Here is a 14,062-nt window from a genome sequence, read left to right on the forward strand (position 1 = left end):
ACTCCGGCACCATAGACAGCACCGCCGACAAACCGCGGTCAGTGGCCGCCCGACTCCCCGCCGTGGTCGGCGGTGGCCCGCGGCAGCGGGGTCAGCGGCGAGCCGACCGGCGCCACGACCGGCAGCACGGTGCCGTTGCTGAAGGTGAACCGCAGCGGCACCGACATGCCGGCCTTCAGCGGCGCGGCCAGGCCGGTGATGGACAGGTACTGGCCCTGGGCCGCCCCGAGGTTGAGGAAGCCCCAGGCCGGGAGGTCGATGGTGGCGCCGCCGCCGGTGCCGCCGGGCCGGGCGCTCGGGCTGGCGCCGGGGGCGACCGCCGTCGCCGAGGGCGCGCCGGGGCCCACCGCGGTCGCCGACGGGGCACCGGTCGGGGCCGCGCGGCCGCCGGCCGTGCCGCCGTGGCCGGCGCCGCCGGCGGGGGTGCTGCCGTGGGCGCCGGGCTCGGCCGAGCCGTGCGCGTCGGGGGTGGCGGCCGGGGCCGTCGCGACCGTGCCGCGGACCAGCTCGACGCCGCCGGCGCCGATCACCTGCGCGGCCGGGTCGGCCGCGGCGCTGTCGACGGACACCTTGACGGTCACCGCCTCGGGGGTGTCGTTGAACACGCTCACCGCCAGCGGCGCCGCCCCGCCCGCGGGGTAGCCGGCGAGGGTGCCGTACAGCACCAGGGCGTCCCGGACCGACAGCTCGCCGTCGCCGACGGTGACGGCGGCGCCCCCGCCGCCGACCGCGGGCTTCTTCCGCGCGGTCTCGGTGACCTGGCCGGCGGAGCAGCCGGTGAGCGCCAGCGTGGCGACACCGGCGAGCAGGCCGGCGGCCCGGCGGTGGGTCGAGCGCGTCACTGGGTCCTCCGCGTCACTGGATCCTCCTCGGAGCGCGTCCGCGGCGGGCTGTGCGGCCGGCGGTTGCGCCGCCGCTCAGCCTAGTTGGCCGCGCGCCGCCGCGAGCGCGGACCCTAAGGGAGTCCGTGCGCGCCGCTGACCAGCAGCGCGACGTCCAGGACCGCGACGGCCATGACCGCCCGGAAGATGTACCCCGGCCGCCGGCCGGCCCGCTGCGCCCGCCGGTCGGCCAGGCCGCCGGCCAGCAGCGCGGCGGGGGCCGCCGCGAGCGCCGCCCAGCCCCACCACGCCGGCGGGCCCGGCGGGCCGAGGGCGAGGGTGCCGGTGGCGGTGGCGACCAGCAGCGCGCCGGCCAGCCGGGAGCCGGCCGGGCCGAGCCGCTGGGGGAGGCCGCGGACGCCGGTCCGGGCGTCGTCGGCCAGGTCGGGCAGGGCGTTGGCGAAGTGGCCGCCCGCGCCGAGCAGGGCCCCGGCGGCGACCAGCCAGGCCGGCGGGCGGACGCCGCCGGCGAGCAGCACGAACGCCGGCAGGGCGCCGAACGAGAACGCGTACGGCAGTACGGAGGCGGGGGTGCGCTTGAGTGGCCAGTCGTACAGCAGCGCGCTGGCCAGCGCGGCGATCAGCACCAGCCCGGACCGCAGGCCGGTGGCGAGCGCCAGCCCGGCGCAGGCCAGCGCCGCGGCGGCCCCGGCGAGCGCCACGGCGCGCCGGCTCAGCCGGCCCGCGGCGACGGGCTTGTCGGCCCGCCCGGCGGCGGCGTCGCGGTCGGCGTCCAGCGCGTCGTTGACCCAGCCGACGGCGAGCTGGCTGGCCAGGACGGCGGCGCAGACCAGCGCCAGGGAGCCGGGCGGGTGCCCGCCGCCGTACGCCAGCAGGCCGGTGAGCGCGGTAACGGCGACGGCGGGTTCGGGGTGGCCGGCGCGCAGGAACGCCCACCCGCGGCGCGTGGGACCCCCGCCGGGCCGGGGCGCGGGGGCGGCCGGCCGGTCGCCCGCGGGCACGGGGGCACCCCGCCCGCTCGCCGGCCGTGACATGCCGGCCACAGTAGACCCCTGCCCGCCCGTCCGCCAGCCCTGGTTTGCCGGCCGCAATCGTGCCAGGCTGGCTCCCATGCGGACGGTCGGCGGGGCGCGGATGTGGCGGGCCGCCGTCGGCGCGACGCGCCGGGCCGCGCTGCCCCGCGCGGGCCGCGGCGCGACCCCGCGCGACCCGGCCGCGACGCCGCGACCCGGCCCGGCCGCGGCGCGCGCCGGCCGCGATCCCTGCCGCGACCTCCCGCGCAACGACCCGCGCCAGTACGACGCGCTCGCCGACCAGTGGGGGCGGCCCGGCGGGGCGTTCGCGGTACTGCGCTGGCTGGCCGCCGCCCGGGCCGCGCTGATCCCCGCCGCCCGCCGGCCGGGCGCGCTGCTGCTCGACCTCGGCTGCGGCGGCGGGCTGCTGGCCCCGTACGTCGCCGGGCTCGGGTACCGGCACGTCGGCGTGGATGTGACGGCCTCGGCGCTGCGGTACGCCGCCGGCCGGGGCGTGCGGCCGGTGCTGGCCGACGCGACCGCGCTGCCGGTGGCCGACGGCGTCGCCGAGGTGGTGGTGGCCGGCGAGCTGTTCGAGCACGTCGCGGACCTGCCGGCGGCGGTGGCGGAGGCGTGCCGGGTCCTCGCGCCCGGCGGGGTGCTGGTGCTGGACACGCTCAACGACACCCGGCTGAGCCGCTGGCTGACGATCACGGTGGCCGAGCGGCTGCCGCGGGTACCGGTCGGCCTGCACGACCCGGCCCGGTACGTGGACCCGGCCCGGCTCGGCGCGCTGTGCGCCCGGCACGGCGTGCGGCTGCGGGTGCGCGGCGCCCGGCCGACCGTGCTGCCGACGCTGCGCTGGCTGGTCAGCGGCGACGACCGGGGGCGGATCGTGCCGATCCGGTCGACGGCGGTGCTGTACCAGGGCCTCGGCGTCCGCGCGGCCGGGCGGACGGCGCCCGATGGCTGACCCGGTGGCCGCGGCGGCCCGGCTGGCGCCGCGCTTCGCCGCCCGCGCGCCCGCGCACGACGCGGCCGGCTCGTTCCCCGCGGCGGACTTCGCCGACCTGCGCGACGCGGGCCTGTTCGGGCTGATGGTGCCGGCCCGGCTGGGCGGCGGCGGGGCGGGCTTCGGCACGTACGTCGAGGTCGCGTACGAGCTGGCCCGGGGCAGCGGCGCGACCGCGCTGGTGTTCAACATGCACGCCTCGGTCACCGGGGCGCTGGCCGCGGTCACCGACGACGTCGCCCTCGACCTCGGCGTACCGGACGCGGCGCTGGCCGCCCGGGACGCGGCGCTGGCCGGCGCCGCCGGGGGCGCCTGGTACGCGGTGGCGATGAGCGAGCACGGCGTGGGCTCGCGGCTGTCCCGGCTGGCCACGGCGTACGAGCGGGTCGGCGACGGGTACCGGATCACCGGCCGCAAGACGTTCTGCTCGGGCGCCGGCCACGCCGACGCGTACCTGGTCGCGGCCCGGTCCGGCGACCGGGTCTCGCAGTTCCTCGTGCCCGCGGGCACGCCGGGCCTGGCGGTCGAGCCGACCTGGGACGCGCTCGGCATGCGGGCCACCTGCTCGCACGACCTGACCGTCGACGTGACCGTCGGCCCGGCCGCCCTGCTCGGCGGCGTGGAGGGCCTGGCGCTGGCGGTGGCGGCGCTGATGCCGCACTGGATGGTGGCGAGCTACGCCGCGGTGTACGTCGGGGTGGCCAGGGCCGCGGTGGACGCGGCCGCGGCGCACGCCCGCGAGCGCGGCCACGCCGACCTGCCGGCGCTGCGCGCGCGGCTGGGCCGGGCGGACGCCGCGGTGGCGGCGGCGCTGGCGGTGGTCCGGGAGGCGGCCCGCCTGGTGGACGCCGCCCCGGACGCCGCCGCGACCCGGGCCGCGGTGTGGCGGGCGAAGCTGCTCGCCGGCGACACCGCCGCCGAGGTGGCCGCGTCGATGCTGGCCGCGGCCGGCACGTCGGCGACCCGGCGCGGGCACCCCCTGGAGCGGCTGTACCGGGACGCCCGCTGCGGCGCCCTCCAGCCGCCGACTTCCGACGTCTGCGCCGACTGGCTCGGCGCGGCGGCGCTCGGCGCCGACCCGGACGGGCCGGGGCGCTGGTGACCGGCGCCCGGATCGCCGGGGTGGGGGTGGCGCTGCCGCCGGCGACCCGGCAGGACGCGCTCTGGTCGGGCTTCTTCGCCGACCACTACGCCGGGGCGGCGCAGCCGCTGGCCGAGCGGATCTTCGCCAACGCCGGGGTGACCACCCGGCAGGCCGTGGTCAGCCCGCTGGTCGAGGACGTCACCGCCTGGTCGACGGCCCGCCGGATGGGCCGGTACGCGGCCGAGGTGGTCCCGCTCGGCGCGACCGCGGTGACCCGGGCGCTGGCCGCGGCGGGGCTCGCCGCCGCCGACGTGGGCCTGCTGGTGGTCTGCTCCTGCACCGGGTACGCCACGCCCGGCCTGGACATCCTGCTGGCCCACCAGCTCGGCATGGCGACGACGACGCAGCGGCTGTTCGTCGGGCACATGGGCTGCTACGCGGCCCTGCCGGGCCTGGGTACGGCCGCCGACTTCGTCCGCGCCCGCGGCCGCCCGGCGGTCCTGCTCTGCGCGGAGCTGACCAGCCTGCACGCCCAGCCGTCGACCCGGGACGCCCAGCAGATCGTGGCGCACGCGCTGTTCTCCGACGCCGCCGCGGCCGCCGTGCTGGTGCCGGGCGCCGGGCCGGGGTACCGCGTCCGGGATGTGGTGTCGGTCACGGACACCTCCACCGCGGACCTGATGACGTGGACCGTCACCGATCTGGGCTTCCGGATGGGCCTGTCACCGAAGGTGCCGGACATCCTCGCCGTGCACGTGGCGGACCTCGTGGCCGACCTGCTGGCCCGGTACGGGCTGACGGCCGCCGATGTCGACGGCTGGGCCGTCCATCCGGGTGGTCCCCGCATCCTCCGAGTGGTGGAGGCGGAGCTGGGCCTCGGGCCGGCGGCGCTGACGGCCTCGCGCGGCGTCCTGGCGGCGCACGGCAACTGCTCGTCGCCGACGGTGCTGCTGATCCTCGACGCGCTGACCAGGCAGCCCGCCCCGCCGCGGTGGGTGCTGCTGCTCGCGTTCGGTCCGGGCCTCACGCTGTACGCGGCGCTGCTCTCGGCCGCCGGCGGCGGCCCGCTCGGGCGGCCCGGCCCGCCGATCGGGTGATCGGGAGGAAGGGTGCGGCAACCGCGTACCGGACATCAGGTCGTTTCCACTCCGCATAGTGGAATTTCCGGCGGGTCAGCCATATACCCCGGTAAACAGTTGCCGTGATGAATTCGTTACGCTGGGTTACGAAAGTGGCCCGGGAGTCTCTTGTCAAGCGGTAGCAATGCGCCTCACATGTGCTCTGAGCTGCATATACGACCACTGCCGCAGGGGGACACCCGTCTCGGAGCGTGTTACCCTGGACACAGCGAAAGGGGTTTCGAACCTATGGTTTTCAGTGTCGGCGAGACCGTTGTTTACCCCCACCACGGGGCCGCACTCATCGAGGCAATCGAGACCCGGGTCATCAAGGGCGAGGAGAAGCAGTACCTCGTCCTCAGGGTCGCGCAAGGTGACCTGACGGTCCGGGTTCCCGCGGAGAACGCCGAGATCGTGGGCGTGCGCGAAGTGGTGGGCGAGGAGGGCCTGAGCAAGGTCTTCGATGTTCTGCGCGCCCCGCACACCGAGGAGCCGACCAACTGGTCGCGTCGCTACAAGGCGAACCTCGAGAAGCTGGCGTCGGGCAACCCGCTCAAGGTCGCCGAGGTCGTCCGCGACCTGTGGCGCCGGGAGCGCGAGCGCGGCCTGTCCGCGGGGGAGAAGCGGATGCTCGCCAAGGCCCGCGACATCCTGGTCGGCGAGGTCGCCCTCGCCGAGAAGAGCAGCAAGGACGAGGCGGAGATCCTGCTGGACAAGGTGCTCACCGAGGCCTGAGCCCCTTCGCCGCACGCATAGCAAACGGGACCGCGACGTGACCACGCAGCAACCTCTGCGCGGTGACGTCGCGGTTCTCGTTCCTGCGGCCGGGCTCGGCACCCGGCTCGGGCCGGGGGCGCCGAAGGCGCTCCGTACGCTCGCCGGCGCCCCGATCCTCTGGCACGCCGTCCGGCGACTGGCAGCCGCGCCCAGTGTGGGGGCGATCGTGGTGGCCGCTCCGCCGGGCGACGTACCGTACGTCCGCGACCTGCTCGCCGATGCGGTCGCGCTCGGTACCTCCGTTCCACCCGTGACGATCCCACCGGAGCGCGGGGCCGCCGCCGGGGCTGGGGATACCCCCGGGGCGGCCGCCGCATTACCGGAGTATGGATCTGACGTAGCCCCTGACCAGGGCGTTCCCGCTTCCGGCGAAAAAGTTTCTCCCACTGTGGAGCGGCCCCCGGTGGTCCTCGTGGTGGCCGGCGGGGCCACCCGGCAGGCGTCCGTCGCCGCGGCGCTCGCCGCCGCCCCCGCCGGGCTCGACATCGTCGCCGTGCACGACGCCGCCCGCGCGCTCGCGCCGGTCGCGCTGGTCGAGGCGGTCGCCGCCGCGGTCCGGGCCGGCGCGCCGGCCGTCGTACCGGTGCTGCCGGTCGTCGACACCGTCCGCGGCGTCGACGCCGCCGGGGCGCTCGCCGGCGTGGTGGACCGGGCCGCGCTGCGCCGCGTCCAGACCCCGCAGGGCTTCGCCCGCGCGGTGCTGGCCCGGGCGCACGCCGCCGCGGCGGACGACCGCACCGACGACGCCGGGCTGGTGGAGGCGCTCGGCGTACCGGTGGCGGCGGTGCCCGGCGCGGAGGCCGCATTCAAGATCACCACGCCGTACGACCTGGCGCTCGCCGAGGCCCTCCTCGCCCGCGCGGGCGGGGAGGGGGAGTCGTAGGCTGGCTCGGGTGAGCGCACCCCGGATCGGCATCGGTACCGACGTGCACGCCTTCGACCCCGACCGGCCCTGCTGGGTCGCCGGCCTGCACTGGCCCGACCAGCCCGGCCTCGCCGGCCACTCCGACGGCGACGTCGCCGCCCACGCCGCCTGCGACGCCCTGCTCTCGGCGGCCGACCTGGGCGACCTCGGCAGCAACTACGGCACCGACCGCCCCGAGTGGGCGGGCGCGGCGGGCACGGCGCTGCTCGCCGAGACCGCGCGCCGGGTGCGCGCGGCGGGGTACGCCATCGGCAACGTCTCGATCCAGGTCATCGGCGTCCGCCCGCGCCTCGGCCCGCGCCGGGCGCAGGCGCAGCGGGCGCTCGCCGACGCGCTCGGCGCGCCGGTCACCGTCGCCGGTACCACCACCGACGGCCTCGGCCTGACCGGCCGCGGCGAGGGGCTCGCGGCGATCGCCGTCGCGCTCGTCCACGCCGCGCCGCCGGGGGCGTAGCGGTGGACGCCACCGCCCGGGACCGGGCCGAGCTGATGGCCGCCCTCGGCTGCTACGACGACGCCGTCGCCGAACTGGCGGCGGCACCGGCGGACGGGGCGACGGCCCTGCTCCGGGCCCGCATCGCCGTCGCCGCCGGCCGCCCGCAGGACGCCCTCGACGCCCTCGACGCCGCACCCTCCGCGGGGCCGGGCGATGTCGGACCCTCCGCGGGGCCGGGCGATGTCGGACCCTCCGCGGGGTCGGGCGATGTCGGACCCTCCGCGGGGTCGGGCGATACCGGGCCTTCCGCGGGGTCGGGCGATACCGGGCCTTCCGCGGGGCCGGGCGATACCGCGCGGCCCGCCGGTGGTCCCGGGCTCACCGGCGGAGCGGGGAGCGGTTCGGGGTCCGGAGCTGTCGATGGCCCGGGATCCGCCGGGGGCGGGTCCGTCGGTGGTGTGGGATTCGGTGGCGGCGGGACGTCCGACAGCTCGGGCTCTGCCGGCGGCGCGGGGTCGGGCGGCGGTCGCGGTGGCGCGGCGGGGTCCGGTGTCGGCGAGGTGGCGGTGCTGAGCGTGCGGGCGATGGCGTTGATCGACCTGCGCCGGTACCGGCGGGCGGCGGCGCTCGGCGCGCGGATCCTCGCCGGCTGGGCGGCCGATGTGGACGCGCTCTGCGCCGGCGCCGGGGCGCTGGCCGAGTCGCGCAACGGGCCGCGGGCGCTGTCGGCGGCCTGGGACGCGGTCCGGCTCGCCCCGGAGCAGGCGCGCACCCACCTCGTCCTCGGCCTGGTCGCGGCGGGGCTGGGGCAGTACGAGCTGGCGGCGCGCGCGTACGCGGAGGCGCTGGAGCGGGAGCCGGACCTGGCGGCCATCGCGAACGATCCCGGCGTGGGGCGGCTGGAGATCCGGCGGCAGCACCGGGCGCTGGAGCGACTGCTCGGGCTGGGCCCCGGCGGCGCCCCGCCGCTCACCGGCCCCGAGCCGACCACCCCGACCCCACCCGGCGGCCCCGGCCGCCCCGGCACCGCCCGACCCGGCCCCGGCGACGGGAGCGGCAGGTCGGGCACCGGCCAGGACGGCGCCGGCCGCCGGCCCCCCGACCGGTTCGACGCGGGCGGCGCCGCCGAGCGGTTCGACGCCGCTGCCGCCGCCGGCCGCCGGGACGCGGCAGCCGCCGCCGGGCGCGCGGAGGCGGCCGCGGGAGCCGACCGGTCCACGGCCGACGGCCCCGGGGCCGGCGGACGGGATTCGGCCGGGGTGGCGGGTGCCGACGGCGCGGTCCGCGCACCGGACCCGGCCGACCGGGCGCCCGAGCCGCCCGCCGGAGCGGGTCCGTCCGGTGCCGGTCCGTGGGGCGGCGCCGGGGCGGTCCGGCGCGACGGCCAGCGGGTGCGGGAGGCGGCCGTCGCCACCCACGGCAGCGCGCTGGCCGCCGTACTCGTCGTCGGCGCCGGCCTGCCGCTGCTCGGCGGGGCCGTCGCCCTGCTCGCCGGCCTGCTCGCGGTGGTCCTCGGCGGCGCGGCCGTCGGGCTGTGGGCACGGGCGCGGTTCGCCCGGACCGGCCGGACGCTCGGCGCGCTCGCCGCCGGCCTGCTGGGCGCGGCCGCCCTCGCCGCGCTCGCCGCGACCGGTCTCTGGTGGCCGCTGATCCCGGCCGCCCTGGCCGCCACCGCGGGCCTGGTCCGCACCCGCCGCTGACCCGCCGGCCAACGGCCGACGGGGCGGGAAGTCCGTTCGGGGCGGGCGGCCGGCACTCCACCCCTGGCACCGGCCGCCCGCCCCGAACGTGTCCGCGGGTGGTGCCTACTCCGTGTCCGAGGCCGCGATGCGGCCCTTCTCCAGGTACACGTTGACGCGGCCCGGCCGCAGGTCCGTCGTGACGACGTAGCACTCGTTGTCGGCGCCGACCACCCGGATCTCCGCCTTGGCGCCGAGCCGCTTGCGCAGCGCGTCGACGGTCAGCCCCCGGTACGGCGTCGGGGTGGGGAACATCCCGGCCCGCTCGGCGGCGGTGCACGGCGTGCCGCTCTGGCCGCCCGGCGACCGCTGCGGCGGCTGGGCGTCGCCGCCCGGCGGGGCGGTCCGGCGGCCGTCGCCCGCCGGTGGCGGGGAGGGCAGCGTGGGGGACGGCTCGGCGCTCGCGGTGGGGGAGCCGCCGGCGAGCGGCGGCACCACGGTGGCGTCCCCGTCGGCGCACCCGGCGACGGCCAGGCAGCCGCCGACGGCGAGCGCGAGGAGGGCGGGGCGTACTCGACTGCGCATCATCACCCCATCGTTGCGCGGACGACGACGCCGCGCTCCAGGTAGACGTTGGTCCGGGCGGGGTTGTAGTCCCGGGTGAGCGGGGCGCAGCGCCCGTCCTGCCCGATGACACGCAGCAGGGCGCCGCCCAGTTCGGTCCGCACCTCGGTGAGCGAGCGGCCGAGGTGGGCGCGGACGGCCGGCCCGACGAGGGCGTCGTCCGCGGTGCAGGCGTGCTGGTACGGCGCCGGGTCGTCGGCCGGCACCGTGGGCGCCACGGGGTAGCCGGGGAGGGTGCCCGCGTCGGCGGTCGGCGGGTTGCCGGGCACGACGAGGGCGAGCGCGGCCGCGGCGCCGACGGCGATGGCCGCGGTGCCGAACAGCAGCCGTCGCGGGGCGCGGCGGCGGTGGGGCGCCACGCTCGCGGCGCCCGGGTCGGTGGTGCTCATGTCGGATCGGACGCACCGCGGGCCCCCGCGGATCCATGTCGGTCCGGTAATAACCCGGCGGGGGCCCACCCGTCCGGGTCGGCCCCCGCCGCGACGGATGGGCGGTTCAGTCGGGCTGGCGGTTCCAGGTCCAGGCGTAGTTGTCGTCCTCGCAGGCCAGGGCCGGTTCGCACAGGTCCAGCGGGCGGAAGGTGTCGACCATGACGGCCAGCTCGTCGAAGTAGTCGGCGCCGATCGACCGCTCGGCCGCGCCGGGCTGCGGCCCGTGGGTGAAGCCGGACGGGTGCAGCGAGATCGACCCCTGGCCGATGCCGGAGCCGCGCCGGGCCTCGTAGTTGCCGCCGGTGTAGAAGAGCATCTCGTCGGAGTCGACGTTGTGGTGGTTGTACGGCACCGGGATCGCCAGCGGGTGGTAGTCGACCTTGCGCGGGACGAACGAGCAGATCACGAAGTTCGGCCCGGCGAACGTCTGGTGCGCCGGCGGCGGCTGGTGGATCCGGCCGGTGATCGGCTCGAAGTCGTGGATCGAGAAGATCCACGGGTACTGGTGGCCGTCCCAGCCGACGACGTCGAACGGGTGCTGGGCGTACGTGTGCTTGGTCCAGCCGCGGCGGTGCTGGACGAGCACGTCCACGTCGGTGGCGTCGACCTGGATCAGCTCGGCCGGGCCGCGGATGTCCCGCTCGCAGTACGGCGAGTGCTCCAGGTACTGCCCGCGCACCGACAGGTACCGCTTCGGCGGGCCGATGTGCCCGCTGGCCTCGATGCCGAGGATCCGGACCGGGCCGCCGGTGGGCACCACCCGGTAGATCGTCGAGGTGGGGATCAGCACGTAGTCGCCGGGGACCGCGTCGAGCACGCCGAAGCTGGTCTCGACCCGGGCGGTGCCGGCCTCGATGTACAGGCACTCGTCGCCGATGGCGTTGCGGTACAGCGGCGAGGGGGTGTCGGCGAGCACGTACGACACCCGGACGTCGTCGTTGGCCAGCAGGTGCTGCCGGCCGAGGACCGCGTCGGTACCGGACGAGTCGAGCTTGTGGGTGACGAGGTGGCGCGGCTTGAGCGGCCGGTTGGGCTGCCGGCTCCACGCGGGCGGGGTGTACGCCTCGGCGGCGGTGATCGCCGTGGGCGCGTGCCGGTGGTACAGCAGCGACGAGTCGGAGGAGAAGCCCTCCTGGCCCATCAGCTCCTCCGCGTACAGCCCGCCGTCGGGCTTGCGGAACTGGGTGTGCCGCTTCCGCGGCACCTCGCCGAGACTGCGGTAGTGCGGCATGGCTCTGCCTCCCGAAACGGTCCGACTGCGGGTGCGGTCCGAGCGGGCGGGTGTTGCCAAGAGGCGTCCGATAATCGGACGTTGTTGTCCGCTCTCTGTAGCGTCCACTAGGTTGTCACCTGTGTCAACGCAGCAGTCAGCGTCCACCGCCAAGCCGGGGTCCGCCGTGCCCGCACCGGCTGTCCCCGCCCTCTTCGCCGGGCTCGTCGACGACGCCGCCGTCTTCCCGCCCGGCAGCGCGCCGCTGCCCGACGCGGTCGCCGCGCACCGGCGGCACCGCGCCGCGTGGTACGCCGACCTGGTCGGCCCGCTGCTCCTGCCGGCCTCGGCGCTGCCCGCCGCGGCCGAGCTGCTCGGGCCCGACGAGACCGTCGCGATCGGCCTGATCGGCGACACCGGCGTGGCCGGCCTGCCGGCCGCGCTCGCCGGCGCCGACCCGCGGTTCGCCGTCCATCAGGCCGAGGTCGCCGTCGCCAAGCGCGGCGAGGACCCGCAGCCCGGCCTGGCCGCGCTCATCGCGCACTACCGGGCCCGGCCGCAGCTCCGCGGGTACGCCGAGATCCCGCTGGCCACCGGCCTGCTCAGCGCCCTCGACGCCGTCGCCGCCGCCCGGGCCGGCGGGGTGTCGGTCGCGCCGAAGTTCCGCACCGGCGGGCTCGCCGCCGAACTGTTCCCGACGCCCGTCGAGCTGGCCGCCGTCATCTGCGCCTGCCGGGACCGGGAACTGCCGTTCAAGCTGACCGCCGGCCTGCACCACGCCGTCCGGCACACCGACCCCGGCACCGGGTTCACCCACCACGGGTTCCTCAACGTGCTCGTCGGCGCGGTCGGCGCCGCGCGCGGCGCCGAGGTCGACGAGATCGCCGAGCTGCTCGCCGCCACCGACCCCGCCCCGCTGGTCGCGGCCGTCGCCGACCGCACGGCCGCCGCCCGGCCGCTGTGGGTCGGGTACGGCTCGTGCAGCGTCACCGAGCCGCTGGACGACCTGATCGGACTCGGACTCATCGCCAACCCCCGAGGAGCGCAGCCAAGTGCCTGACCAGACCGGCCCGTACGGGCTCCACCACCTGCCGTACGGCGTCTTCTCCCGCGCCGGCGACGCCCCGCGCGTCGGCGTGCGGATCGGGGACGAGGTGTTCGACCTCGCCGGCGCCGAGGCGGCCGGGCTGGTCGACGCCGGGGGCGCGTTCGCCGCGCCGACGCTCAACGCGCACCTGGCGCAGGGCCGGGCGGCCTGGGCCGCCGCCCGGGAGCGGATCACCGCCGTGCTGCGCGCCGGCGGCGACGCCGTGGCCGGGCTGCTGCACCCGCTGGCCGGGGTCGAGCTGCGGCTGCCGTTCGCGGTCGGCGACTACGTCGACTTCTACTCCTCCGAGCACCACGCCGCGAACCTCGGCGCGCTGCTGCGGCCGGGCTCGCCGCCGCTGCTGCCGAACTGGAAGCACATCCCGATCGGGTACCACGGCCGCGCCGGCACGGTCGTCGTCTCCGGCACCGACGTCGTCCGGCCCCGCGGGCAGCGCAAGGCGCCGGCCGCGGACGCCCCGACGTACGGGCCGACCGCGCGGCTGGACATCGAGGCCGAGGTCGGCTTCGTCGTCGGCACCGGCTCGGCGCTGGGCGAGCGGGTCGGCGTGGACGCGTTCGCCGACCACGTGTTCGGCGTGGTGCTGGTCAACGACTGGTCCGCCCGGGACATCCAGGGCTGGGAGTACCAGCCGCTCGGCCCGTTCCTCGGCAAGAGCTTCGCGACCTCGGTCAGCGCGTGGGTGACCCCGCTGGCCGCGCTGGCCGGGGCGTGGGTGCCGGCACCGGTGCAGGACCCGCCGGTGCTGCCGTACCTCACCGGCGAGGCCCACCTCGGCCTCGACCTCACGCTCGAGGTCGAGTGGAACGGCACTGTCGTCTCCCGGCCGCCGTTCGCGCCGATGTACTGGACGCCGGCCCAGCAGCTCGCCCACCTGACCGCCAACGGCGCGTCGATCCGCCCCGGCGACCTGTACGCCTCGGGGACGGTCTCCGGCCCGGAGCGCGACCAGACCGGCTCGCTGTTCGAGCTGACGTGGGGCGGCGCCGAGCCGGTCACCGTCGGCGACGCCAAGCGCGGCTTCCTGGAGGACGGCGACACGATCACCCTGCGGGCCACCGCGCCCGGCCCGGACGGCGCCGTGGTCGCGCTCGGCGAGGTCGTCGGGACGATCCTGCCCGCCCGGCCGTAGCGGAACGGTCCTCGCGCGCCGGGATCCCCGCGGGATCCCGGCGCGCGCTCGTCCGGCGAAGGGCGGGAACCCGCCCGGCGGTGCCGCTAGCGTGGGGTGGGGGTCGGCCCGAGGAGGACGGATTGTCGACGATCACCGTGAGCCAGCACGTCGCCGCCCCGGTGGACCGGGTGTGGGCGCTGCTGACGGATGTACCCGGCCGCGCCGAGTGGCTCTCCACCGCCGGCGCGGTCGAGCCGGTGACGCCGCCGCCGTTCGCCGCCGGGACGGTCTGGCGGGAGACGCACCGGATGCCCGACGGCGCCGACGCCACCGAGGAGTACCGGGTGCTGGCCTGCGAGCCGCGGCACCGGTTCGTGCTCGGCTCGCCGGGGGAGGGCGCGGCGTACGAGACTGCCTACACCCTCGCGCCGGTCACCGAGGGGCGGCACCGCGGCGGGACGCTCGTGACCGTCGACCAGGAGGGCCACGCCGAGGGCGGCCGGGCCCGGATCCTCGAACTCGTCCTCGGCGGCCTCGCCACCCGGACGGCCGAGGGGGCGCTCCGGCAGGAGCTGGCCGACCTCGCCCGGGCCGCCGCCCACCCCGGCGGCGACGCGGACGGCGACGCCACCGCCGCCTGACCGGACGGCCGGCCGCCGGCGGGGGTGCGGGCGCTCGGTAGGGTGCAG

The 14,062-nt window shown here is 78.0% G+C and carries 14 protein-coding genes and 2 pseudogenes; 11 read left to right on the forward strand and 5 right to left on the reverse strand.

The genetic code is table 11. The features are described from left to right. Positions 1–38: 38 nt before the first annotated feature. Together IEY94_RS14715 and IEY94_RS14720 are read right to left on the reverse strand one after the other, a co-directional pair. Complete coding sequence (locus tag IEY94_RS14715) at positions 39–842, reverse strand: copper chaperone PCu(A)C (protein ID WP_189170745.1); 804 nt, start codon at positions 840–842, stop codon at positions 39–41. 113 nt (positions 843–955) lie between these two features. Then, positions 956–1,876: a UbiA family prenyltransferase gene (locus IEY94_RS14720; RefSeq protein WP_189170746.1), complete on the reverse strand. Its 921-nt coding sequence runs from the start codon at positions 1,874–1,876 to the stop codon at positions 956–958. Between the two features lie 76 nt (positions 1,877–1,952). Here IEY94_RS14720 and IEY94_RS14725 point away from each other — a divergent pair, with 76 nt between their 5' ends. The 8 genes and pseudogenes from IEY94_RS14725 to IEY94_RS14755 all read left to right on the forward strand — a co-directional run bounded on the left by IEY94_RS14725 (position 1,953) and on the right by IEY94_RS14755 (position 8,907). Then, positions 1,953–2,828, forward strand: a complete 876-nt coding sequence (locus tag IEY94_RS14725) for a class I SAM-dependent methyltransferase (protein WP_229783906.1) — start codon at positions 1,953–1,955, stop codon at positions 2,826–2,828. Then, on the forward strand, positions 2,821–3,969 hold the full coding sequence (locus IEY94_RS14730; protein ID WP_189170747.1) for an acyl-CoA dehydrogenase family protein: 1,149 nt from the start codon (positions 2,821–2,823) through the stop codon (positions 3,967–3,969). The genes IEY94_RS14725 and IEY94_RS14730 overlap by 8 nt, the downstream gene beginning before the upstream one ends. Next, a complete protein-coding gene (locus IEY94_RS14735) occupies positions 3,966–5,048 on the forward strand; it encodes a type III polyketide synthase (protein WP_189170748.1) in 1,083 nt (360 codons plus the stop codon). The genes IEY94_RS14730 and IEY94_RS14735 overlap by 4 nt, the downstream gene beginning before the upstream one ends. A gap of 270 nt (positions 5,049–5,318) precedes the next feature. Continuing rightward, positions 5,319–5,804 (forward strand): CarD family transcriptional regulator, encoded by a 486-nt coding sequence (locus tag IEY94_RS14740; protein WP_189170749.1) that lies wholly within the window; start codon positions 5,319–5,321, stop codon positions 5,802–5,804. A gap of 37 nt (positions 5,805–5,841) precedes the next feature. Beyond that, positions 5,842–6,111, forward strand: a pseudogene (locus tag IEY94_RS24335) (IspD/TarI family cytidylyltransferase); the annotation flags it as partial. A 75-nt stretch (positions 6,112–6,186) separates the two neighbouring features. Further along, positions 6,187–6,729 (forward strand): annotated as a pseudogene (locus tag IEY94_RS24340) (2-C-methyl-D-erythritol 4-phosphate cytidylyltransferase); the annotation flags it as partial. 10 nt (positions 6,730–6,739) lie between these two features. Further along, a complete protein-coding gene (ispF, locus tag IEY94_RS14750; protein WP_189170750.1) occupies positions 6,740–7,225 on the forward strand; it encodes a 2-C-methyl-D-erythritol 2,4-cyclodiphosphate synthase in 486 nt (161 codons plus the stop codon). 548 nt (positions 7,226–7,773) lie between these two features. Next, a complete protein-coding gene (locus tag IEY94_RS14755) occupies positions 7,774–8,907 on the forward strand; it encodes a tetratricopeptide repeat protein (protein WP_189170751.1) in 1,134 nt (377 codons plus the stop codon). A gap of 105 nt (positions 8,908–9,012) precedes the next feature. Here IEY94_RS14755 and IEY94_RS14760 read toward each other — a convergent pair whose 3' ends face one another. The 3 genes from IEY94_RS14760 to IEY94_RS14770 form a co-directional block, all read right to left on the reverse strand. Beyond that, positions 9,013–9,474, reverse strand: a complete 462-nt coding sequence (locus IEY94_RS14760; protein ID WP_189170752.1) for a hypothetical protein — start codon at positions 9,472–9,474, stop codon at positions 9,013–9,015. Next, the gene (locus tag IEY94_RS14765; protein ID WP_189170753.1) at positions 9,474–9,899 is read right to left on the reverse strand and encodes a hypothetical protein; all 426 of its coding nucleotides are present in this window, start codon (positions 9,897–9,899) and stop codon (positions 9,474–9,476) included. The genes IEY94_RS14760 and IEY94_RS14765 overlap by 1 nt, the downstream gene beginning before the upstream one ends. A gap of 106 nt (positions 9,900–10,005) precedes the next feature. Continuing rightward, a complete protein-coding gene (locus IEY94_RS14770; RefSeq protein WP_189170754.1) occupies positions 10,006–11,172 on the reverse strand; it encodes a homogentisate 1,2-dioxygenase in 1,167 nt (388 codons plus the stop codon). Positions 11,173–11,338: 166 nt separating this feature from the next. Between IEY94_RS14770 and IEY94_RS14775 the strand changes: the two genes are divergently transcribed. The 3 genes from IEY94_RS14775 (at position 11,339) to IEY94_RS14785 (ending at position 14,014) form a co-directional block, all read left to right on the forward strand. Further along, a complete protein-coding gene (locus IEY94_RS14775; RefSeq protein ID WP_189170755.1) occupies positions 11,339–12,211 on the forward strand; it encodes a hypothetical protein in 873 nt (290 codons plus the stop codon). Then, positions 12,204–13,391, forward strand: coding sequence for a fumarylacetoacetase (gene fahA / locus IEY94_RS14780; RefSeq protein WP_189170756.1), 1,188 nt, complete (start codon positions 12,204–12,206; stop codon positions 13,389–13,391). Before IEY94_RS14775 ends, fahA begins: the two co-directional genes overlap by 8 nt. A gap of 122 nt (positions 13,392–13,513) precedes the next feature. Further along, on the forward strand, positions 13,514–14,014 hold the full coding sequence (locus IEY94_RS14785; protein WP_189170757.1) for an SRPBCC family protein: 501 nt from the start codon (positions 13,514–13,516) through the stop codon (positions 14,012–14,014). Positions 14,015–14,062: the final 48 nt, after the last annotated feature.

This window comes from Pilimelia anulata (assembly GCF_014647895.1).
GTDB lineage: Bacteria > Actinomycetota > Actinomycetes > Mycobacteriales > Micromonosporaceae > Pilimelia > Pilimelia anulata.

Excerpts from the sequence above, each read along its gene's own strand:
- IEY94_RS14720 (WP_189170746.1), bottom strand. The coding sequence starts at position 1,876 with ATGTCACGGCCGGCGAGCGGGCGGGGTGCCCCCGTGCCCGCGGGCGAC.
- IEY94_RS14725 (WP_229783906.1), top strand. The coding sequence starts at position 1,953 with ATGCGGACGGTCGGCGGGGCGCGGATGTGGCGGGCCGCCGTCGGCGCG.
- IEY94_RS14730 (WP_189170747.1), top strand. The coding sequence starts at position 2,821 with ATGGCTGACCCGGTGGCCGCGGCGGCCCGGCTGGCGCCGCGCTTCGCC.
- IEY94_RS14740 (WP_189170749.1), top strand. The coding sequence starts at position 5,319 with ATGGTTTTCAGTGTCGGCGAGACCGTTGTTTACCCCCACCACGGGGCC.
- IEY94_RS14760 (WP_189170752.1), bottom strand. The coding sequence starts at position 9,474 with ATGATGCGCAGTCGAGTACGCCCCGCCCTCCTCGCGCTCGCCGTCGGC.
- IEY94_RS14765 (WP_189170753.1), bottom strand. The coding sequence starts at position 9,899 with ATGAGCACCACCGACCCGGGCGCCGCGAGCGTGGCGCCCCACCGCCGC.
- IEY94_RS14770 (WP_189170754.1), bottom strand. The coding sequence starts at position 11,172 with ATGCCGCACTACCGCAGTCTCGGCGAGGTGCCGCGGAAGCGGCACACC.